This window comes from Actinophytocola sediminis, from assembly GCF_054779715.1.
In genome coordinates this window covers 233,758-256,476 of record NZ_BAAGXS010000019.1, presented here as the reverse complement: position 1 = coordinate 256,476, position 22,719 = coordinate 233,758, and the positions used below count along the sequence as shown (strand labels likewise).

Below are 22,719 nucleotides of genomic sequence, written 5' to 3'. Positions count from 1 at the left end.
GTCACCTCCTCGTGCACGTCCAGCGCCGTCACCGTTGGAGCTGCGGGCGCAGTACCGCCGCGAGCTCGCGGACCGTACTTGCCTCGAACAGCATGGCCAACGGCAAGTCGACACCCAGGCTCCGCCGGATCCGGCCGACGAACTGGAGCCCGAGCAGGGAATGTGCACCGAGTTCGAACAAGTCGTCCTCGACCCCGAGGCTGTCGAGGCCCAGCAGGTCAGCCCATTGCCGTACCAGGGCGCGCTCCAGGTCGTCCGCTGACGCCTCGTCGGTGGACAGGCCGTCAGGTCCTGGCTCCGCACGGACCGGCGCTCCGGGTACCGCCAACATCGCCTGACTGTGCGACACGACCTCGGCCGCCACGGCGCCAAGGTCCTTCGTCGCGACGGCCACGTTGGGACCGATGTTCGAGGCGATGACCCGGGTGAACGCGTCAACTCCTTCGTCGGGGCGAATTCCCTCCGCGATGTGCTCCCTCAGCGGCGACGGCCGGTCCTGACGACCCTGGCGGGGCAGTCGGCGGGTGACGGTTCCGGTCAGCGTTCCCGCACACAGCGCGGCGAGCTGACTGTCCACATCGGTGGCTCGTTTGAGCACGAAATTCTCGACGCTGGCCACCATCATTCCCCGCTCGTCGGTGACCACGACATCCGATGAGAATATTTCCTTGCCCTGCTGGTCAGGTTCCCGGAAGCGGTGATGACTGACGATCCGCCGGGGCAACGGCGCCAGGAGGACAAGGCGCCCATAGGAAACGGGAACACGGAACTCGCGCGCGAACTGGATGCCGTAGAAGCCCATGGCGTTATCCATCAACGAGGGGTGCAGCCGGAGGTGCTCCAGTTCGGCGGCGAACTGGGCAGGGAGCTCCAGTTCCGCGACGGCACCGGCCGTACCGACACGCACCTTCCGTACGCAGTCGAAACGAGGGCCGAAGCTCATCGGCCCGGCGTGCACGACTGCGTCGGTGTCCTGCATCCCATGCTCGCTCACCAGTGCGGTGAGGTCGTAGGGTTCTGGCGTGGCCTCCGTCGGGCCGATCTCGCCGGTGACATGTACCAGCCACTCGTCGGTGTCACCGTGGTACCTGCTCACGACCGAGAACTGGTCGCCTTCCAGGATGACCCGCAGCTCACGACGTTGGTCATCGGCCATGACCAGTGGCGAAAGAAAGGTGACGTCACGCAACTCGAGCCCGACGCCGCGACCTCCGCTGTGGTGCTCATAGGCAGCGCGAACCAACTCGAGGTGACCGGTGCCGGGCAGGACAGCTCTGCCGGCGATGCGATGTTCGTCGACCAACCAGCCGTGAGCCGCCAACGACACCGAGTACACCGCCGTCTCGCCGTCGACGAGGCACTCAGCCAGCAGTGGATGGTCGACTCGGGCTGGCGGCACACCGTCCACCGTCCGCGCGGCCATGCCAACCTCCTGCCAGGCGTCCCAGTTGACCGAGATGGTCCTTGGCCCTCCGCTGACATCGTTTCGTGCTGCCAACGCATCCAGGAACGCGTTGGCGGCAACGTAGTCGATCTGGCCGACGCCGCCGGTGATTGCCAACGTGGACGAGCAGTACATGGTGAACTGCGGCCGGAGACGCCGGGCAAGGGTGTCCATGACGAGCCCACCGCGCACCTTCGGCGCCAGCACCCGCAGCGCGCTGGCCACATCCTTGAGCTGGGCCAGGCCGTCCGCCGCGACGCCGGCCGCGTGCACGATGCCGTGGACGGCGCCGAACCGCGCCACCGTGTCGTCGGCGATCTCGGTCATCCGCCCGAGATCGGTCACATCTGCCGAGACAGCCATCACCTCAGCACCGAGTTCCTCGAGCTCGCGCACCGCACGAACGCGTCCCGCGTGCGGTCCGGTGGGTGGTTCATGGTCCCAGGTGTCCCGTGGCGGCAGTTCGGCTCGGCTGACCAGGACCAGCCTGGCCTTGGCCTCCCGCGCCAGGTGTTTGGCCAATGTCAGGCCGATGCCGCCGAAGCCGCCGGTTATCAGATAGGTTCCACCCATCCGCGGTTCCGTTCGCGTGTCCAAGCGAACCGGACGGTAGGTCCGGAACCAGCGCCGCCGGCCGCGTAGCGCGGTGAACGGGTGGCCCGACGGCCGGAGCAGTTCGGCCAACAGCTGGTCGGAGTCCATGTGCGCCACCGAGATGTCGACGACGCGGCAACTCGTCTCCGGCTGTTCCAGCGGAAGGACCAGGCAGGCGCCCGCGCTGGTGGTCTGCTCGGGTGCGCCGTCCTCGGTGCCGAGCACGGCGTATGCCTCGTTCGTCACGATGGCAAGGTCAAGCGGCAGGCTGGCGACTACCTGGTTGAGCCGAAGAAGGCTGGCGAACCCGCGCTCCAACATCTGCTCGAGTGCCGCAGGAGTCCCGATGTTCCACAGATGGACGATCCTGTCCGGCAGGCCGGCCTCCGCCATGAGCCGGCGGTAGTGCTCATCGTTGCCGGGTGCCATCTCGAACGAACGCTCGGAGTCTCGACGCCAGTCCAGACCGGCACGGACCGTCGTCACGTGGTGGCCGGCCTCGCGGAGGCGCCGCACGATGCCGACGCCCACTCCCCGCTCGTCGAGGAACACGAGCCAGGACAGCTCGGGGACGTGGCGAAACATCGGGGCCGTATGCGGTGCCAACGGCTCCCACACCGGAACGTGGAACCGGTCGGCGATGTCGGCCCTCCGTGCGGGTGGAACATCGCGTTCGGCTGGGTTCGTGGCCGGTTGTAGCCAGTGGCGCCGCCGCTCGAACGGGTAGGTCGGTAGCGAGATCTTGGCGGCCTTTCCCCCACGCACGGTGGACCATTCCAGGTCGACCCCCGCGGCCCAGAGTTTGCCGGCGGTGGTAACCAGGAACTCTTCTTCGCTGTAACGGTTGTACTCCCCCGGCAGCGACGAATGGACGTCAGCCGCTCGACGTCCTCCCGCGCGGCTGACGAGCCCGCTCAGCGCGCGGCCCGGCCCGACCTCCAGGAGAAGACGACCTGGTTCCTGCCGCAGCCGCGACACCGCATCACCAAAGCGCACCGGCCGCCTGAGGTGCGTTGCCCAGAAGTTCGGGTCCTGTGCCTGGCCGGCGGTGATCCAGTCACCCGTCACGGTGGAGACATAGGGACTATGCGGCGGGTTGCGAGTGGTCGACGCGACCAGTTCCGCGAACTCGGCCGTGATCGAATCCATCATGTGTGAGTGGAAGGCGTGTGTCGTGCGGATCCGCCGAGTGGCGATGTGCCGGTCGGCGAGCCGCCGCTCCAGGTCCGCGATGCGCTCGACCTCGCCACCGACCACGGACATGTCAGGGCCGTTGACCGCGGTGATGGAGAGTCCGTCGCCGAGTAGTTCCTGTACGTACGACTCCGCACGCGGTACGGCCAGCATCGCGCCCGCGGGAAGCCGATCGATGAGTTCGCCGCGGCGGACGACCAGCCGCAACGCGTCCTCGAGCGTGAACACGCCCGAGAGACAGGCGGCCACGTACTCCCCGATGCTGTAACCGAGCATGGCGTCGGGACGCACGCCCCAGGACTGCCACAGTCGAGCAAGCGCGTATTCGATCGTGAACATGGCAGGTTGTGCGTAGCGAGTGCGATCCAGGTCGGCGCGTTCCCCGAGGCCGCCGGCCACCTTCTGACGTCCGTTGGCGTGTTCACCGAATCCGCCGGACGTGTCCTCAGGCGGATAGAGCATCGTCGGCAGATCCACGTCCAGGTAGGGTCGCAGCCCGTCAGCACACCGGTCGATCTCGGTGCGGAACACCGGATCGTTGGCATACAGTTCGCGGCCCATGCCAACCCGCTGTTCCCCGAGCCCGGGAAACATGAACGCCACCCGCGGTGGTGGACCACTCGCGTGCCCGGTCCGCAACCGGTGGCGGTTGCGCTCGCGCAGCGCCTGTGCCGCCGAAGCGCTGGTGTCGGCGACCACGAAGCGTCGGTGCGCGAACTGCCGACGACCACTCTGCAGAGTGCGTGCGACGCTCCCGACCGGCAGGTCAGGCCGGGCGGTCAGACAGGTGGCCAGCTTGCCGACCGCCGCCTCCACCGCGGTCTCCGAGCGAGCCGACACCGGCAGCACCTGGTGACCCCGACCCGGCGAGCCGCCGTCCCTGGCTGGCGCTTCCTCGACGATCACGTGGGCGCCGGTTCCTCCCATACCGAATGAGCTGACCCCGGCGCGCAGCGGCGAGCCGTCGGTGCACCACCGTGTCAGGCCGGTGTTGACGGAGAACGGCGTGGCGTGGAAGTCGATGTCCGAGTTGGCGGTGTCGTAGTGCAAGCTGGCCGGCAGCAGCCGGTGCTGGAGCGCGAGCACAACCTTGATCAGGCCGGCGACTCCCGCGGCGGCATGGGTGTGGCCGATGTTGCCTTTCACCGAGCCGATCGCACAGCGGCCAGGCGCGACACCGCGGTAGGCCCGCGTGAGCGCGAGCACCTCGATCGGGTCACCCACCGGCGTGCCGCTGCCATGAGCCTCCACATAGGTGACGGTCGCCGGATCGACCTCCGCCATGTCCAGCGCAGCCCGGATGATCCTGCTCTGTCCCGTTGCGCCGGGAGCGGTGAAACCGACGCGCTCAGCGCCGTCGTTGCCGATCGCCGAGCCCTTGATGACGGCACGGATGGGATCGCCGTCCGCGACCGCGTCCTCGAGGCGGCGCAGCGCGACCACACCGACGCCATTGGCCGGCACCGTGCCCTTGGCCGCCGCGTCGAAAGGTCGGCAGTGCCCGTCGGGAGAGAATATCCCTCCCGGCTCGAACAGGTAGCCGACCTGCTTGGCACGGACGGTGACGCCGCCGGCCAGCGCCATGTCGCACGAACCGCTCAACAGCGCCTGACATGCCAGATGCACGGCGACCAGCGAGGTGGAGCACGCCGTCTGCACCGTGACCGCCGCACCGTGGAGATCGAGCTTGTAGGCGATCCGCGCGGCCAGATAGTCCTTTTCGTTCGCGATGTTGAGCGCGAAAGCCGCACCCGGGTCGTCGCGGTCGACGTGGCCGGTGAGGTTCTCGAGATAGGAGTTGTAGTACGAGCCCGCGAAGACACCGACCTGTCCGGGGACGGCGGTCCGGTCAAAGCCGGCGTCTTCCAGTGCCTCCCATGCGCACTCCAACAGCACCCGGTGCTGTGGGTCCATGAGTGCGGCCTCCCGAGGAGACACCCCGAAGAACTCGGCGTCGAACTGGTCGAAGCCGGCCAGCACGCCATGTGCGGGCACGTATCCGGGATTGTCGAGCAGCGCGTCCGGCACACCTGCCGCAGCCAGCCGATCGCGCGCGAAGACTGTGATGGACTCCGTGCCATCGCACAGATTCCGCCAGTACCGCAGTGCGTCCGGAGCGCCGGGAAGCCGACAGGACAGTCCGACGACAGCGATCTCCAAGCCCGTGGTGGACATCACGCCTCCGCTCGCGGGTGATGGCCGCGTTGACGCAGCAGGCGTTGTCTCGCCATGACGAATCGATCGGTGTCCTGCTCCGTACCCGCCGGCACGGTGCCGCCGGACAGGTATTCGGCGAGGGAGCCGACCGTGGGGTACATGGTCAACACCGGGACCGGAACATCCACCGCGAGTTCGTCGCGCAGGAGCTCGCAGACACGGGTCAGCAGCAACGAATTGCCGCCGAGATCGAAGAAGTTGTCGTCGAGGCCGACCTGTTCGCGCTCCAGGACGCGGGACCAGATCTCGGCCAGCCGGCGCCGCATCGGCTCCTCGGGCAGCCGCGGCACGCCGCTGGTCATCGACGTGGCGAACTGTTCGGCCAGCTTCAGCCGTCGCACTTTGCCGGCGGGCGTTCGAGGCACGTCGGAGACGACGAACACCCGGCTGGGCACCTTGAAGTCGGCCAGCCGCTCCGCGGCGAACGCGCGTAGCTCCCGCTCGTCCACGGAACCGCCCGGACGCGGGACGATCGCGACGGCGACATCCTCACCGAGAGTCGGATGTGGCAACCCGAAAGCAACCGCTGTGTCGACGGCAGGGTGTTCGCCGAGCACCTCATCGATCTGTGCGGGAGAGACCTTCGACCCGCCCCGGTTGATCATCTCCCTGGTTCGGCCGACGATGTGGAGGTAGCCGTCCTCGTCCAGGCGGCCCTCATCACCCGTGCGAAACCATCCGTCGGTGAAGGACCGCTGGTTGGCGTGGGGGTCGTTGTCGTAGCCCGTCATCACGTTCGCGCCGCGAATGGCGATCTCGCCCGACTCGCCCGCGGCCAGTCTGCGCCCTGTCTCATCCAGGATCGCCACCGGTTGGCCCACCGGCAGGCCAACGGATCCGGGTTTGCGGACCCGAGGTGGCAGTGGGTTGCTCGTGATCAGCGAACCCGCCTCGGTCATTCCGTACGCCTCGATCACCGGGGCGCGGAACGTCTGTTCAAGCTTGGCGAGTGCTGGACCGGGCATCGGCGCGGATGCCGAACGGATGAAACGTAGTCGGTGCGACGCGATGACTTCGGTGTGTCGGTGGGCCACGGTCAGCAGGGCCTGGTGCATGGCGGGCACGGCCGTGTACCAGGTCGGCCGGTATGCCTCCAGCCAGGCAAAGAACCCGGTGTCGGAGAACCCTGGCGTGCAGATGATCCCGCCACCACCGATCAAGCTCGCGAGCAGCGTGCTGGTCAGGCCATGCGCGTGGTGGAGCGGCATCATGTTCAGACACAGATCCGAATCGCCGATCGCGAAGGCCCGGCGGGTGTTGTCGGCCGCCACACACAGGTTGGCGTGCGTGAGCGGCACCAGCTTGGGTCGTGCGGTCGTGCCGGACGTGTGGAGGAGCAGTGCCGTCGCGTCCGCGTCCGCGGGACCGGTCCTGTCGGCGGACAGCCGGACCGCGTCGCCGGTGAGCTGGAACGTCCCCGCGGCGGCCGTGCGGTCTGGTTCCAGTGTCACGACTCGAATGCCGAGTCGCCGCGCGACCGCCGTCGCCGGCGAATCACTACCACCCGCCACCAGCAACGCGTCGGCCTTCATGTCGGCGAGGAAGAACTCGAACTCCGGCTCCCGATAAGCCGGGTTGAGCGGAGCCGCGGCGGCATAGGTGGCCACGGCGAGAAAAGCGACCGCAAGGTCGGGACCGTTGGGAAGTACGATCGCGACCCGGTGTCCCCGTCCGATGCCGAGGTTATTGAGCTTGCGTCCAACGTGTGCGACACGGTCGGCCAACGCCCGGCAGGTCAGTGGATCACGATCCGGCGCGCACAGCGCGGTCGCTTCCGGACGAGCCGATGCGTGCTGCTCGATCAGTGTTCTGAGGCTGGTAACGGACGCTTTCGTCGTCGGTGTCACTGATCCCTCCAACCTGGCGTAACCGTGTCTTCCAAGGTGTAGATCCCTGGCGACGCCTGAGCCGCGAACCGGATCGAGCGCAGGATTCCGGGCAGGTAGGCGCGGCGGTCGACAACGCGATGCGTGACCTCGACCTGCTCGCCCGGACCAGCGGCGAGCAGACGATGTTCACCGACACCGTCACCCATCCGGAACGACGCGATCTCGGTTGCCGCCCGGTCTGCTCCTTGCCACTGCCCGGCAAGAAACCTCGACGTCCCGCTTGGACGGTCCCGCTTGCCGGCGAAATGTATGTCGAGGACACCCGCGGCCCAGCCCGTGCCGGCATGGTCCGAGAGGTCGCGAACGAAGCGTGCCATCGCCGCCAACGCCAGACTGAAGTTGGCCGCTATCACCACAGGTCGATGGCGGCCAACCTCGTCGAGCAGTTCGCGAGAGTCGGGTCCGAGGCCGCTCGTACCGACGACCAGTGCGCACGGCACGGTCAGGGCCTGTTTGAGCAGCGCGACCGTCGCCTCGGCCGCGGTGAAATCGACCACCGCGGGCCGGTTCGGCGCGACCTCCGCCAGCCGCACCCCCTGAGGTCGGGTCGAAGCCCGGGCGGTGAGTTCCAGCTGGGGATCGGCGTGGACGGCCTCGGCGATCAACCTCGCCATGCGTCCGCTACGTCCGCAGACGACCACCGGCACGATCATCGGCCAGGCACCCCCGACGGCAGTCCCATCCGACGGGCGAGTTCCCGCTCCACCATGCGCCGGCCACCGAAGAACAAGCCGACAGCGGAGCCCGGCCAACGACCATCGGTGACCGGGCTCGCCCGAAGGCCAAGCTCAGTGGTCAGATCCTCGGCTACCACGACTGTGCGCCGGACCAGGTCCGTTGCGCTCAGCAGGACCGCGACCACCGCTTCGCCACCGGCGGGTTCCGCTTGGAACGCGTCGCCAAGACGCGCCGCCGTTCCCGCGTGCAGGACCTCGATCTCGAGCCTGGTGAGTTCGTGGGCAAGGTACTGGGAGGTGCTGAACGGCTCCTCCGATGGCACGGCTGTGAGCGCTCGCCGCAGATCCGCGATAACCGTGGCGCTCCATGCGGTGGCCTCGCCAACAAACTCCCACGCGTAATTCTCGAATACCCTCGCCAGTGGACCACCCGCCGCCCACGATACTGGCTGGGACAATGAGTCGGTCCGCAGCGAAGCGTCGGCCACTTCGCCCCAGATTCCGCTCACCCGGACGCCGCCGTACCGATGTGGCAGCAGCGCGAGGTGGAGCCGCCCTTCCAGTGCGACGAGCACGAGCGAGACATCGGCCCGTTCGTCAACGATGCGGAACCGGCCGTCCAGCACGACATGGTCCCCCTCGCGCCGGGCGCGGACGGTCGGATCGGTCCAGTCGAGCAGGGCGTTTGGCGTGAACAGTCCCAACCCGGCGATCAACCGCCCATCGCGCACGCTGACCACGAGTCCATCAGGATCGGCATCGAACAGATCGAGCAGCGGCAGCACACCGCACCGCCGCTCGGCGGCCAGTGCGTTCTCCAGGTACGAACGGGAATCCCGCACCTGGCCAGAGGATTCCGCCGGGGCGTTCACGACGGCCGCTCCTGGTGCTCGCGGACGAACCGTACGATGGAATCCACCGTGAGCAGGTGTTGGGCAGCCTCTTCCGGATCGACGACCACTCCGTAACGTCGATCCAGCGCTTCCAACAGGTTGATGTAGCCGATCGAGTTGACTCCCGCTTCGTCGAGGGCGCCCGCGGCGGCCCGCAGATCCGCCACGGTCACCACCCTGCCGGTGGCCACTTCCACCAGGTGCTCGACCTGCTCGCGGAGAGTCGTATCCACGGCATCGTTGCGCACGTCACTCGCTCCCGTCCTGGTTCCCTGGCTCCGTGACGAGCCGCCTGAGCTCGCTGAATCGGACCTTTCCGGTGGTTGAGCGTGGAATAGCCGGCAGATACGAGACGCGACCGGGAACCTTGTAGCCTGCCAGGCTCCGCCGGCAGGCCTGGAGCACCTCGCCACGTGCTGGGCACCGGGTGCCGGTCAACACGACATGCACCACAGGGTCGGCTCGGGTGTCCGTGTCCAGGAACACCACCGCGTCCTGAATTCCGTCGAGGGTGCGCACGAACCGTTCGATCTCGGTGGGGTCGACCTTACGACCGGCCAGGTTGATCGGACCGCCGACCCGGCCGGTGATGAACAGCCGGCCATCCTCGATGCGGCCAAGATCACCGGTGCGGAGGAACCCATCGTGATCGACGCGGGCTCGCAGCGGGTCTGGTGTGTTGAGGTATTCGGTCGACATCGACTCGGTACGCACCCGGATCTCGTGTTCACCGGTGGGAAGTTCGACAGTGCGCAGTGTGACGCCGGGCAGGGCGGTGCCCAGGCCGGCACGACGCCGATGGTCCGGTTCGAACGTGCATGGTCCTACTTCGGCAATGCCGTAGTAGTCCGCGATGCGTACCCGGTATCGGTTCTCGAAGGACGCGCGGACCTCCGCCGGGAGCGCCGCCGCGGCGGATATCGCGGTGCGCACTGTCGCGAACGCCGCCACGTCGGCCTGGGATGCGTCGGCCAACACCCGGTAGGCGAAGGGGAAAGCCACCAACCGGGTCGCTCGCGACCGCAGCACCGCCCGCGTTATTCCGTGCGAGGTCGGTAGCCCACGGTAGATGTGTAGCTGCGCGCCGGCCAGTAGCACCGGTAGGACAGATGTGTTGAAAGCCAGACCGTTGCTGAACGAGGCCAGGCACAGGACCCGGTCCTCGTGGCCAAGGCCGGTTCCCGTCATCCAGTTGCGCGCGGCGTTGTGGATGGCTCGTGTGGAGAACTCGAGACATTTGGGAGCACCTGTCGACCCGGACGTGAATCGACAGGTCACCGTGGTGGGATGCGGTTCGGGCACTCGTTCCGGTTGACGTTGCGTGGTGCTGGCCAGCGTCAGCGAGCTACCAGGCACGGCGCGCGCGGACATCGGCAACGGGAAGTGGTCCGGATCATCGACGAGAAAGGCCGCCACGCCACAGGTGGATCGGATCTCCTCGAGTTCGACCGCGCCGAACTCCGCGTCCACAAGGAACGGCAGCCGACCCGATGCGATCAGCGCGTAGTACGTGACCAGGTATTCCACGCTGTTGCTGGCCTGGATGGCCACTCGGACCGTGTCGGGCCCGAGCACGGAGTCGAGTGCCCGGGCACGCTGCGCTACCTTCGACCTCAGCTCGGCGTAGTCGACTTCCCCGTCGCCGTCGACGATCGCGGTGGCGGCGCCGTGTTCGGCGCAGGCACGCTGGAAGACCTCCACGAGATCATCTCGGTCAGACATCGTGACTTCCACCGTCGACTGCCAACTCGGCCCTGGCGGCGAGACTGTGATTGGCGATGGTGAGCATGGTGGTCTGGCTGCCACCTGACATCCGAAGCCCGCGTATCTGTGCGTGCGCACGTAGCGAGACGCTGTCCCACATGTAGCCGTGACCACCTTCCAGGTCCGTACCCAACGTGGCGAGTTGTGTCGCCCGTTCCACGCAGAACCACTTCAGTTGGGCGATCTCCGGGACGGTGCTGCCGCCCTCGGTCAGCCGGAGGTAGCCATCGACGATGCCGGCTTCCATCAACTCCTGATCGGCCCGCGCCCGCGCCAGCGCGTGCTGGTTCACCGGCCACGCCACCAGCGGCCGGCCCCCCAGCTCTCGCCCGGTCGTGTACTCGACGACGTGGGCAAGCAGCATCCGGTGGAGCAGGAAAGCGTCGACGGCGATGAGAAAACGCATCTGGGCCATGACACGGTTCCAGCTCATCAGCTGGCTGAGTCCCCGCCGCGACAGGACATGGTCACCCGGCACCCGGACCCGATCGAACTCGACGGTCGCGGAGTCGATTCCCCGGGTCCCGAGTTTGTCGTACACGTGGGTCACCCGCACGCCAGGGCTGGGCTTCTCGATCAACACGATGGCTGGCTGCCCGTCCAACTCGACGCTGACGAAGCACAGGTCCGCGTTGGCTCCGTTGACAACGAAGTTCTTCGTCCCGGTGACAAGAACATCTGTGCCGTCGGACGTGGCCGTAGCACGTTCCCGCGGCGACGGATCGGTGTCACATTGACAGGCGACCACTTCGCCGTTGAGCAACCGAGGCAGGAATCGTTCGCGTAGCGCTGGATTCCGGGAAGAGACGAGCCACTGGCAGGCGATCTCGTTCTGCACATGCATACCCAGGGCGATTCCGCCGTCCCCGGTCTGTGCGACTGCCTCGGCCAGTACGAGTGCGCCGAGCAGGCCGAGCCCATGCCCGCCATGCTCACGTGGCTGTGACACACCCATGAATCCATGTGCGGCGATGTCACGCCAGGCGTGCCGATGGATATGTCCATCGGGGCGGATTCGCCATTTCTCCAACCACGCTGGCGTGAAGTACGAAGCGGCGCGGGAGGCCATGTCCCGATGTTCGGCGGTGAGACGTCCAGCGATGAGGCTGTTGCGCAACATCATGGGTACACCGCCCGCTCCGGCGCGGAGACGTCGCCCGACCGATCGGTGACCGGACTCCCGTGGCTGTAGGCGATGGGCGCCCGGTCCCACTTCACGGCGAACCTGTCGGGCACTCCGGCGGCGAGGACATAGAGCGTCTCCTGCGGTGCCCGCAATCCCGTCAGGTCCCCGACCAGTTCCGCGTCGAAACCACCGACGCAGGTGATACCAATGCCATGCTCGGCAGCTCCCAGGCACAGCCGCTGCGCCGCACACGCCGCGTGGAAGAGCAGTTCGGCCAGGCCCTGCTTGCCGAATCGGTTCAACAACGGACGCACGGGCGCGTGCAGGGCGACCAGCACCGCGGCGCTCCTCACCACCTCCTGGTTCATGCAGGCGGCGACGACCGCGTCATCAGCGCAGCCACCAGCACGTACCGGTCGCAGGGAATGCTGCGCTGGCGAATAGACGCAGACACCGCGTTCCAGTCCGTTGACCTGACGAACAAGTAGACGTACGCCAACCACTGGACCATCGGCGCAGTCCACCTGGGTCGGCTCGGTAAGAGCGGACAGTGTGTGCGCGAGGACATCGCGCTCCACCGGCTCCGGAACAAAGCCCTTGGCAGACTCACGCCGCAGCGCCACCCGATGGAAGGTGAACGAGCTTCCAGCCCTTGGGCGGCGCAAGCGCACCCCATCCGGACGGTCGTCACCGTCGGCATCGACCGACAGGACCCTACCCCGTCTGGGCGTCACACCGGCCTCGTCAACACTGCCACTGACCGGACCTACTGCTCGCCACGCCTCCCGGTCGTCCGGGTCGGAGACTTCGAGAGCGCTGTCATCGTCATGCCGCCAGAGCGGCACCGCGAAGGGGTTTGTCATCCGTTGCGCAGATGGCCGTGGCCGCTCCGGATGGCTCAGCGTGATCAGCGAATGGGGTTCCAGGATCTCGTGCTCCAGTCCGAACAGCCACGCCGCACGTTGCCGATCGAACCGCAGTCGAACCGCGCTGACATAACCCGCCTCCTCGGCCGCGATGGCGATATTGGTCGCGGCGTGGCCCATGTCGAGGTTCGTATAGAGGTAGCCGCGGCTGCCGTACTTTCGCATCGATCTGACGGCTCTGCCAACGAGGATGACAATCGCCACGGGAGGGCTCGAATTCGTTTCCGCCGGGAAGATCAAACTCGCGACATCCCCTTCGGGCACCGACGTCAGGTGACGTAAACACGCCCCGACGACTTGGTAGTGATATACCTCATACCCACCGCGGCTGCGGAGCGCGACCATGACCTCAAAGGGATACAGCGCGCCGGCGGAGGGCGTCGTGCGCGCCCGCATGACAGCCTTACCCTTGGTGATGACAGCGCCGGAGCGTTCGCCATAGCCGACGCACAGAACTTCGGACACACCCGCCCAGTCTGGAATCACCTCGGGAAGATCGGACTTGCTGGCGGGCGGCACCGTTGCCATCGATAACGCGCGCAACCGTGTCTCATCCCAGAATCTGGTGACCGAAGATTCCAACCCTCCATCTACGTCCGTCTCATGGTGCGCACGCAAGACCTGTTCCTCCTCCGGGAACCGATGCTGTATCCGATTTTTGATCCACCCTCGACAGCTAGAGCGACATCTGTAAAACTAAGAACGTCGCGTCGACGAGGTTTACCTGGGAGTGTATATGCTTCGCTTGGGACTGACCTTACCGTTGAACGAGCAGCCGTTGCGCGAACACCGTCAACTGATCAGCGAGTTGGCAAATCTGGGATTTACCGACGTATGGTCTGCGGAAACAGCCGGAACAGACGCCTTTTCTCCGTTGATTCTCGCCTCAGAATGGGCGCCACGGCTACGACTCGGCACCGCAGTCGTGCCAATCTACACTCGCGGACCGGCATTGCTCGCGATGAGCGCGGCGGCCCTGGCTGAATGCGCACCCGGGCGCACCACACTCGGCATTGGCGTATCCTCTCCAACGATCGTGGAACGGTGGAATGCCAGCCACTTCGATCGGCCATACGAACGCGCGAGGGATACCCTACGATTCTTGCGGTCCGCACTGTCCGGACAGAAGGTGGATCAGCACTACACAACCTTCTCGGTGCAGGAATTTCGACTCGAACGTCCTCCTTCCTCGCCACCTCAACTAATGCTTGGAGCTCTACGCCCCGGGATGCTTCGATTGGCCGCACAGGAAGCCGAAGGTGTGATCACCAATTGGCTGGCCGCCACCGACGTACCGAAGATACGCGAGGTGATCGGCCCAAACATCGAGCTAGTCTCGCGCGTCTTCGTCTGCCCGACACGCGACGCCGACGTCGCCCGCAGGATAGGTCGGCGAATGATCTCCAGCTACCTGACCGTGCCGATATACACGATCTTCCAGGAATGGCTGGGCAGAGGCGACGTGCTGCGCCCGATGCTCGAGGCCTGGGGAAACAATGAACGGAAGAAGGCCAACGAGGCGATCCCGGACTCGGTGGTAGATGAACTGATCATCCACGGTTCTCCCGAGGTATGCGGAGAGAAGATCCGAAGCTACTACGATCATGGCCTGGACACCCCCGTGATCACTTTGCTTGCGACCGGCACCGATCTAAGCGACGCGACGAGGACGTTGGCTCCGGCTGTTCACCAGACCGGTCCCCGCACACGAACAGACAGCCCGAACTAACTGGGGAATATCGCACAACCAGAGCACAACGACCGAGACGGTCGTAACCGACAGTTCCGTCGAGTCTCACCGACATTGATTCCAAACTGGCGAAGACCAACCGGGTGACGAAGAGCGGTCAAATGCACCGAGCTGAGTCCTCCTCGCGCGTCAAAACCACCCAAGGGCATTGCGAGCATTGTCTCCCAGATGCGAGCAAGGTGCGGCACATCCTTGTCGCGTACCTTCCAGGTTAGACACAATTGCAACGGCGGTCAAGCGATTGTCCGATGACCCGAGACCTGTTGCACCATTTCCCCAGGATGCGGGGCAGGTGAGTCTGTTAAGGACTATTGGGTAGTCCTGCCGGAGCTCGTTAACGAACGAGTTCAGGCAGGGCAGGCGTCCAAGATCTGCGAGAGGTCACGCCGCTCGCCCTCATCGAACCGCTGGCTTCACCGGTAGCGCGGAAGGGCGAGGTGTGTCAATGGCCAGTTCTTTCTGGCTCTGGCACAAAGTCCGTGAACCGGTCGTGCCGACTCCTTTGTCCCACAGGGCATGGATCTCCTCCCACCGCTGGCGGGTCAGCTCGGCTCGCCGCCCGTCGATCACCGGGGCCGGTGGTGCGGGTTGGGCGACGGCCCGGCGGCGTACTGCCGGTGTAGACAATTACGGTGCGCGCACCATGACCAGCAACGCGAGACTTGTCAGGTGAGGGGGTCCGCAGTGCCTGGGCGTCGCATAATCGATACGTAGGACGGCGCCGGTCGTTCGCCGGTGTGTCGTGAGAAAGGATGCCCAGTGGCCCATCTGACGCCGGCAGTGCACCGGACGATTGTCGTGGTCGACGTAGTGGGGTTCACCGACTCCAGTCGCCAGGACACTGATCAGTTCGCCGTTCGTCAGGGGATGTACGAGGTGCTCAAGACGGCCTTCGCCGAGTCGGACATCAACTTCGACTCCTGCGACAGTGAGGACCGCGGCGACGGCGCACTCATCCTCGTCCCGCCAATCGTCTCCAAGAGCGTCATCGCCGACCGCCTGCCCGACCGGCTGGTCGCCGCCCTGCGCCGCCACAACTCAACCCGCGCGCAGATGGCCCAGTTCAAGCTCCGGGTCGCGCTGCACTCCGGCGACATCCGCCACGACGACTATGGCTGGGTCGGCCACGCGGTGAACATCGCCTTCCGCATCCTGGAGGCGACCGAGGCGAAGACCGCGTTACGCCAGACCGACCGGCTGGTCGCGCTCATCGCCTCCGACCATTTCTTCACCGAGGTCATCGCGCATGACCCAGGAACGGTCCCCGGGTCCTACCACCCCATCACCGTCTCGGTGAAGAACTATCATGGCTCGGCACGGCTGCGCCTCCTCGGCCACGACACCACCTTCCGCCCCTACACCAAGCCCAGTGTGGGTGACCAGGTCATGGACGTCGTCCCGCCCGGGGACGTGGACTCCCTGCGTTCCTGGCTCACCACCCGCGACGTGCCAAGGCTCGACGTGCTGATGAGCCACGCCGTTGGCCCCGCGGTACCCCTCCCCCGGCCCGACGAGGTGCGCGACGCCTGGGACGCCTTCCGGTACCTGTCGGAGTTCAACGCGGGCCCGGACGGCATCCCGCCCTCGGTGCTGTTCGTGGAGCGCCTCGCGGGCGAGCTCGGCGGCGAGGCGGGCGAGACCCTGCTCAACTGGGTCGAGGACCAGGCGAGGCGGTTACGCATCGGGCACGCGCTCGAACAGCACCGGCGCGTATAGGACAACGCGCCGCCGACCAACCGCCCGTACTCGGCTGGAACCACACGGATTCCCGCTACCCATACGCTGCGGACACCATGCTGATGTTCCAGATGGCCGCACCCCACAACACCTTCACCGAGCGGGCAGATGGCGCACCCTCGCCGAGGGCACGCTAACCCAACCACCGAGCCCAGCCTTCGAACGAATACGCCCCCGGTCGACGCCGCCGAATCGGTGGAAAACTCCGGTAAGGGTTCAGTTCCATCGGCCTGTTACAGCAGTCCGGCGGCCGCGACCACAGCTCCTGACTCCCCTGCGGTCAGGACGGATCGTAGATCGAGTCGGTGCTGAAGTCGTCCTCGTCCGCCACCGCCGTGGGCGCTGGCCCCGTGGCGGGCCCGGCGCGCTCCTCGTCCAGCATCTGCCGGACGTGCTCGGCGCCGGCGGCGTACAGGTCGCGCACCTCCGGCATGTCTGTCGCACCGCCGACTCCGGCGAGATCGGTCCATCTCGTCCGGCCCTCGGCCACCGCGGCGGCCACTGCGCGCAGCGCGGGCGCGGCGTCGGGATCGGTCGCGGCTTGCGCCAGCACGTCCGGGTCCATCGGCTCGATCTCGGGCACCTCAAGCTCCCACGCCCTGGCGAGATCGCCGTCCAGCTGTGCGAGCGCGTCGTCGAACCGGGCCACCTCGGCAAGCAGGTCCTCGGGAACCCCCGCCGTCATCTCGACCTCCGCATGTCCTTGCCGGTGCTGTAGCCGCGGTCCGGCGCGTTCGACCAGTCATCCACCCTGGACAGCTCGACGATGTCCGCGGCAGTCTCGGCGCGCTTGCCGTACTCGTCGACCCGGTGGCGGATCGGCGCCAGCTTCGACTCCAGCCAGTCCCGGCCGGCATCAGTGGTCTGGCCGACCGGGTCCTTGGCGAAGGCGATGACGCTCTCCACCCGCGCCATGAGCCGCTCGACGCTCTCCACCAGCTCCCGCGCCTGTTCGAACAGGTTCACGCAGGTGCGCACGGCCTCGACCAGCTTGTACCAACCGTAGAACGGGATCAGCGCGGACTTGAGCCGCTCACCGATCAGGTCTATCGCGCTCTTCAGCTTCTCCACCACGAAGGTGGCGACCTTCTCGACCCTGGCGGCCGCCGCCCGGTAGACCTGCCCGACGATGCGGTTCAGCGCGGCCTCCTGGTCGGCGCCCTCGACCAGCCGGCCCAGGTAGGTGGAGAACGACTGCGCGGCGCCGCCGTCCCATCCCGCGTCCAGCCGTCCGAGGCTCTCGGTCAGGTTGGCCAACGACCCATCGAGCGCGTTGCCCACATCGATCAGCACCTGACCGGCGGCGCTGAGCGCGTTCCAGTTGCCGGAGATCGGCCTGGTGATGGCGGTGACCGGCGACCAACCCGTCACGTAGACGATCGCGTCGTCTATCGCGTCCAGCGCGCCCCCTACCTCGTCCACCTTGGCCCGGATGTCCGGGTCCTCGATGTCCGGTGGGCGCAGCGCGTCCGTCGGGTCGGTCACCGGGTACCGGTCGGCGTCAGGGAAGTCCCGGTACTCGGGCTCCGGCGCCACCGACGTCGGGTACGCGGCGGGGTCGAACCGCTCGTAGGTCTCCCGGTCCGCACCGGAGTACGCCCACGCGGCCCGCTTGAGCTCGGACGCCGTGACCGCCAGCGCGGTCGCGTGGTCGCTGAGCCGGCGGGACGCCAGGTCTGCGTAGTCGTTCGCCGGTTCCGCGAGGACGGAAAGCACTCCGGTGAAACCCGCACTTCCACCGGCGTTCGCCACGATGAACCGCAGCTCCGTGCTCAGCTGCTCACACACCCGCTCGCACAGCACCCCGTAGCCGGCCACCGCCGACGGATCGACGTCGAACCCCTCCATGGGACCCCCCTCACGCGTAGGTCTTGTACGCCTCACCGCATGAGTGGCCTTCGAGGCACAGCCGCAGCCACACCGCGGTCCCCTCCGGAACGGCGACTTCCTTCCACTCGACGGGCCCGGCGCTGCGGACCGTCGACCGACGCTCCCGGCCGTCCTGCGTCCAGGTGGCCTCCGCGATGACCGCCCGGTGGTCCGTGGCGCCGTCGTCGGCCCACAGCTGCTCCGGTTCATCGTTCCGGTAGAAGGCGACCGCGCCGCGGACCGTGCCGTCGTAGCTACAGGCGACGATGAGGCCCGCGTCGCTACCGGTGTCGTCCCACGTCGGCTGGCACACCCAGGACGCCGCACTGGCCGCTGGTTCGGCGGACGCGACGGGGGCGGAGGCGATGGTGCCGGCTGCGACCAGCGCGGCCCCCGCGATAGACATGGTCATGTTTCGTTTGCGCATGGCGGCAGCCAACCGGTGAGCGCTCACAGACCGGTGTCATCGCGCTCACGGCGATCGGCGACGGTCGCGTAACGCGGGTGGCGATTTTGACGTTTACCCTGCATGCGGGGTGTCGATACGACGGGGTGAGTCGTGCACGTCGACCATCGGGGGGGGCGGACGGGTGCGGATACGGCTGCTGGGAACATTCGAGGTGTTGGTCGCTGGCTCGCCAGTGGCCCTGCCGGAACGGCTGCGGTCGCTGCTGGCCGCGTTGGCGTTGTCCGTCGACCGGTCGGTGTCTGTCGACGAGCTGGCCAGGGCGATCTGGGGAGAGGACCTGCCGAGCCGGGTGAGGGGCAGCGTGCAGACCGCGGTGATGCGGCTGCGGCAGACCGTCGGCGAGGACGTCATCGCCACCGGCCCCGCCGGCTACCGGCTGACGGCGACCAGCACCGACCTGGACGCGTTCCGCCGGCTGCTGGACCGGGCACGCACCGCCGCCGACCCGCGGGCGGAGCGGGAGCTGCTCGCCGAGGCGGTGGCGCTGTGGCGGGACGAGCCGCTGGGCGGGGTGGCCTCGGCGACTCTGCGTACCCAGTACGTGCCGCAGCTCGAGGAGCAGTTCCTCACCGCGGTCGAACGGCGGGTCGACCTCGACCGCGCCGCCGGCGGGGCGGCCGAGCTGTGCGCCGAGCTGCGGGCGCTGACCGAGCGGTTCCCGCTGCGCGAGCCGCTGTGGGAGCGGCTGATCCGCGCGCTGGTCGGTGCCGGGCGCAACGCCGAGGCGTTGTCCGTGTTCGCCCGCTGCCGGGACCTGCTCGCCGAGCAGCTCGGAGTCGAGCCCAACGCCCGGCTGCGGCAGCTGCACCTGGAGTTGCTACGAGCCGCCGACGAGCCGCCGACGGCACCGGCCCCGGCGATCCCCGAACCGCTGACCCGCCTGTTCGGCCGGGACGACGAGGTGGCGGCGCTGGTCGATCGGCTGACCACCGGCCCCCAGCGGCTGATCACCCTGACCGGTGTCGCCGGCATCGGCAAGACCCGGCTCGCGCTCGCCGCCGCGCACGCGGTCGCGGCGCGCGGTGTGACCGCCTGGTGGGTGCCGCTGTCCCCGGTGCCCCGCGCCGAGCTGGTGCTGCCGGCGATCGCGTACGCGGTGAACGCGCCCGAGGTGTCGGTCGCCGGGATCGGCCAGCGGATGGCGGGGCGCCTGACGGTGCTCGTGGTGGACAACCTGGAGCACCTCGACGGCGTCGGTGCGGTGCTGGCCGACCTGCTCGGCCGGCTCCCCGGACTGCGTGTGCTGGCGACCAGCCGCGCACCGGTCGGCGTCGCCGGCGAGCAGGAATGGCTGGTCCCCGGGTTGCCAGTGCCGGCGGACGGGCCAGGTGGGCTGGACGGGGTTGCCGAGGTGGCGTCGGTCGCGCTTTTCGTCGACCGCGTGCAGGCCGTGACACCGTCCTTCGAGCTGACCGATGTCATCAGCGGTGCCGTCGTCGACATCTGCCGCCGGCTGCACGGGCTGCCGCTCGGGCTGGAGCTTGCCGCTGGCCAGTGGCGGGTGCGCGGGGCGGCGGTCGCGGAGTCGGTCCGGGAGGCGCCGCTGGACCTGCACGCCGTCGGGGACCGCCACGAACGACGACACGGCTCGCTGCGGGACGCGATCGCGGCCAGCTGCGCGCTGCTCGACGACGACGTGCTGGACACCCTGTGCCGGTTGGCCGCGTTCCAGGGCGGCTGGACCTACGACCTGGCGGTGCACGCCACCGGCGACGGTCTGTTGGCGCGGCTCGACCGCCTCGTTTCCCTCGGCCTGGTGCACATCACCGACACCGCAACCGGTCGCCGGTTCGCCATGGTGCCGACGATCCAGACGTTCGCCGCCGCGCGGGCCCTCGAGCGGGGCGTGGCCGACGCGGCCGCCGCCGCGCACGCGAACGCGGTCGCGCGGTGGGTGGAGCTGACCCGGGAGAGGACACCCGACCGCGCCAGGACCCACGCGGCCTTCGACGCCGAGCGGGCGAACCTGCTGGCCGCGCACCGGTGGTTCGCCGACCACGACCCCAAGCCCGGCCTCGTGCTGATCGCCACGCTGAGTACGTACTGGCGGGCCAGGGAGCGCGACGAGGAACTGCTGGCGAGCTTCCTGTCGTTCCTGGGGCTGGCGATCGACGCCGAGGCGGTCGCCGCGACGCTGGCCGACACCGCGATCATCGATATCTCCGTGCGGGACGGCGAGCAGGCGGTCGCACTCACCGAACGGGCGCTGGTGGAGTGCCGCCGGCGCGGTGACCGGCGCGGGCAGGTGTACGCGTTGACCCTACTGGGCTGGCTGACCAGGCAGTTCGGGCTGGCGTCGGCGACGAGGTGGCACCGCGCCGCGGTGGACGTCGCCGCCGACGGCGAGCCGCTGCTGCTCGGTCAGGCGCTGCTCCACCTGGCGGCGCCGTTGGCCGACCTCGGCCGGTACGTCGAGGCGGAGGAGCTGCTTGACCGGGCCGTCGACCTCGCCACCAGCCACGAGCACCCGTTCGTGCTGTTCGACGCGCTGCTCTGCCGGGCGGAGTTGCGGCGCCGGCACGACAACCCGGACGGTGCGGCGGAGGCTCTCGACCAGGCGCGGCCGCTGTTCGACCGCACCGGCGACCCCGCGACCCAGACCTTCTGGCACGCCCAGGCCGCGGTGCTCGCCACCGGTCGAGGCGATTTGGAGGTGGCCGACGAGCACGTGGCGAAGGCGATCGCCAGGACCGGTGGTGGACACGTGCCGAACCGCTGCGCCTGCTCCGCCTGGTGGGCCCGCGGTGAGATCCTGCTGCGCTCCGGTGACCGGAACGGCGCGGCGGAGGCGTTTCGGCGGTCGCTCGCGGAGAACCCGTACGGCCGCTCGGACCGGGTGGTCGAGACCCTCGTGGGCCTGGCCGAGGCCGTGGCCAGCGCGGAGGTCGCGGCGACCGCGCTGACCGTCGCGAGCGGGCTGCGGGAGCGGGACGGGCTGGTCCTGCCGCCGCCGGTGGCCCGCCGGTTCCGGGCGGCCGGTGACCGCTGGGCGGAGTCGGTCGACGGGTCGACCTGGCACACCGTACTGGCCGAGGCGGAGCGCGGCGGTGCCGAGGATTACCTGGTGGTGCTCGGCGGGCTGGTGGCACGCTGAGTAGGTCCCAGCCGCGATCTCAGCAGTCCTTCACCTTATGGTGCCAAGCAGGGCGGTCGCCAACGTACGCACGTGGGGTTCGTGCAGCACGGTGAAGTGGTTGCCCTCGATGAGGTGATGATCGAGGGGCTCCTCGACGCGGGACTGCCAGGCGCGCCTGGCCCGTTCGCGAACGGGAGCCTCGGTGTCGGCGGCCTGGACGAGCAGTGCGCGTCGGGCACCCGGCGGGGGCTCGTACACCGTCGCGGCCCGTACATGCGCACGGTAGAGGTGCAGCTGCTCCAGGATCTGGTTCGCGTCCAGGCCCGGGGGGACGACCCGCTCCAGCAGCTCACGGATCGCCCGGTCGTGGAGCAGCGCCCGGAGCTCGGCCTCGGGAACGGTGACGCCGAACTGGTGGGTGAGCTCGGCGACGAAGTCCCGGAGCACGGTCACCTCGTCGTACTCGGGGAGCTGGTCGCCGAAATAGCTGTCCACCATGGCCAGCAGTCCGACCTCGACACCGGCACGGCGGAGCAGGTCGGCCATCTCGAAGGCGATCAGGCCGCCGATCGACCAGCCGGCGAGGAAGTAGGGGCCGTCCGGTTGCTGGGCTCGGACGTGGTCGAGATAGTCCGCGGCCAGCCGGGTGATGTCCTGGTCGGCGTCCGGATAGGACAGTGGCGGTGGTCGCAGGCCGTGCACCGACCACTGGTGCCCGAGGTGAACCGCGAGCTGACGGTAGCCGACCAGGTCACCGCCGGCGGGGTGCACCAGGTACAGCGGCACGGCGGCACCGTTCTGGCGGAGTGGCACGACGTGCCGGGCCTCGTGCGGGCGCGGGCCGCCGACCAGCTTCCCGAGCGTGGACACGGTGACGCCGTCGACCTCGTCCTCCTCGAAGAGCACGGACAGGGGCAGCGTCACGCCGAGCTCCGTGCGGATCCGCGCGACGAGCTGTACCGCGAGGAACGAATGGCCGCCCAGGTCGAAGAACGACTCGTCCACGCCCACCGGGGAAACCTTCAGCAGTTCCTCGAAAATCCGGGTAAGGGTGGACTCGACGTCGTCGCGTGGTGAGTTCATCTTGACCGCCT

The 22,719-nt window shown here is 68.1% G+C and carries 15 protein-coding genes; 3 read left to right on the top strand and 12 right to left on the bottom strand.

Translation table 11 applies throughout. From position 1 onward, the window contains the following. Window positions 1–28: 28 nt before the first annotated feature. From ACYVIP_RS12885 to ACYVIP_RS12850, 8 genes are read right to left on the bottom strand one after another with little or no spacing between them, the layout of a single operon-like run. The gene (locus tag ACYVIP_RS12885; protein WP_460395616.1) at window positions 29–5,407 is read right to left on the bottom strand and encodes a type I polyketide synthase; all 5,379 of its coding nucleotides are present in this window, start codon (window positions 5,405–5,407) and stop codon (window positions 29–31) included. Further along, window positions 5,407–7,296: an AMP-binding protein gene (locus ACYVIP_RS12880; protein WP_460395614.1), complete on the bottom strand. Its 1,890-nt coding sequence runs from the start codon at window positions 7,294–7,296 to the stop codon at window positions 5,407–5,409. Before ACYVIP_RS12880 ends, ACYVIP_RS12885 begins: the two co-directional genes overlap by 1 nt. Beyond that, window positions 7,293–7,991, bottom strand: coding sequence for a 4-hydroxy-tetrahydrodipicolinate reductase (locus ACYVIP_RS12875; protein ID WP_460395612.1), 699 nt, complete (start codon window positions 7,989–7,991; stop codon window positions 7,293–7,295). The genes ACYVIP_RS12880 and ACYVIP_RS12875 overlap by 4 nt, the downstream gene beginning before the upstream one ends. Next, window positions 7,988–8,887, bottom strand: a complete 900-nt coding sequence (locus ACYVIP_RS12870; RefSeq protein ID WP_460395610.1) for a hypothetical protein — start codon at window positions 8,885–8,887, stop codon at window positions 7,988–7,990. Before ACYVIP_RS12870 ends, ACYVIP_RS12875 begins: the two co-directional genes overlap by 4 nt. Beyond that, window positions 8,884–9,156, bottom strand: coding sequence for an acyl carrier protein (locus ACYVIP_RS12865; protein ID WP_460395608.1), 273 nt, complete (start codon window positions 9,154–9,156; stop codon window positions 8,884–8,886). Before ACYVIP_RS12865 ends, ACYVIP_RS12870 begins: the two co-directional genes overlap by 4 nt. A 1-nt stretch (window position 9,157) precedes the next feature. Then, entirely contained in the window at window positions 9,158–10,630 is a 1,473-nt protein-coding gene (locus ACYVIP_RS12860; RefSeq protein ID WP_460395606.1) for a class I adenylate-forming enzyme family protein, read from the bottom strand. Further along, window positions 10,623–11,795: an acyl-CoA dehydrogenase family protein gene (locus ACYVIP_RS12855; RefSeq protein ID WP_460395604.1), complete on the bottom strand. Its 1,173-nt coding sequence runs from the start codon at window positions 11,793–11,795 to the stop codon at window positions 10,623–10,625. The genes ACYVIP_RS12860 and ACYVIP_RS12855 overlap by 8 nt, the downstream gene beginning before the upstream one ends. Beyond that, window positions 11,792–13,252, bottom strand: coding sequence for a nitroreductase family protein (locus tag ACYVIP_RS12850; RefSeq protein ID WP_460395602.1), 1,461 nt, complete (start codon window positions 13,250–13,252; stop codon window positions 11,792–11,794). The genes ACYVIP_RS12855 and ACYVIP_RS12850 overlap by 4 nt, the downstream gene beginning before the upstream one ends. A gap of 208 nt (window positions 13,253–13,460) precedes the next feature. Between ACYVIP_RS12850 and ACYVIP_RS12845 the strand changes: the two genes are divergently transcribed. Both ACYVIP_RS12845 and ACYVIP_RS12840 read left to right on the top strand, forming a co-directional pair. Beyond that, complete coding sequence (locus tag ACYVIP_RS12845; protein WP_460395600.1) at window positions 13,461–14,453, top strand: LLM class F420-dependent oxidoreductase; 993 nt, start codon at window positions 13,461–13,463, stop codon at window positions 14,451–14,453. A gap of 819 nt (window positions 14,454–15,272) precedes the next feature. Beyond that, entirely contained in the window at window positions 15,273–16,190 is a 918-nt protein-coding gene (locus tag ACYVIP_RS12840; protein ID WP_460395598.1) for a hypothetical protein, read from the top strand. Between the two features lie 301 nt (window positions 16,191–16,491). Here the strand turns inward: ACYVIP_RS12840 and ACYVIP_RS12835 are convergent, their stop codons facing one another. The 3 genes from ACYVIP_RS12835 to ACYVIP_RS12825 are packed head-to-tail and all read right to left on the bottom strand — an operon-like array spanning window position 16,492 to window position 18,486. Beyond that, on the bottom strand, window positions 16,492–16,896 hold the full coding sequence (locus tag ACYVIP_RS12835; RefSeq protein WP_460395596.1) for a hypothetical protein: 405 nt from the start codon (window positions 16,894–16,896) through the stop codon (window positions 16,492–16,494). Further along, window positions 16,893–18,059 (bottom strand): WXG100 family type VII secretion target, encoded by a 1,167-nt coding sequence (locus ACYVIP_RS12830; RefSeq protein ID WP_460395594.1) that lies wholly within the window; start codon window positions 18,057–18,059, stop codon window positions 16,893–16,895. Before ACYVIP_RS12830 ends, ACYVIP_RS12835 begins: the two co-directional genes overlap by 4 nt. A 10-nt stretch (window positions 18,060–18,069) precedes the next feature. Continuing rightward, window positions 18,070–18,486 carry a hypothetical protein gene (locus ACYVIP_RS12825; protein ID WP_460395592.1) on the bottom strand — a complete coding sequence of 139 codons (417 nt, stop codon included), beginning with the start codon at window positions 18,484–18,486 and terminating at the stop codon, window positions 18,070–18,072. A gap of 214 nt (window positions 18,487–18,700) precedes the next feature. On the opposite strand from ACYVIP_RS12825, the gene ACYVIP_RS12820 reads away from it, so the two are divergent. Beyond that, a complete protein-coding gene (locus ACYVIP_RS12820) occupies window positions 18,701–21,643 on the top strand; it encodes an ATP-binding protein (RefSeq protein ID WP_460395590.1) in 2,943 nt (980 codons plus the stop codon). A gap of 30 nt (window positions 21,644–21,673) precedes the next feature. Here ACYVIP_RS12820 and ACYVIP_RS12815 read toward each other — a convergent pair whose 3' ends face one another. Continuing rightward, window positions 21,674–22,708, bottom strand: a complete 1,035-nt coding sequence (locus ACYVIP_RS12815; RefSeq protein WP_460395588.1) for an alpha/beta fold hydrolase — start codon at window positions 22,706–22,708, stop codon at window positions 21,674–21,676. Window positions 22,709–22,719 lie beyond the last annotated feature (11 nt).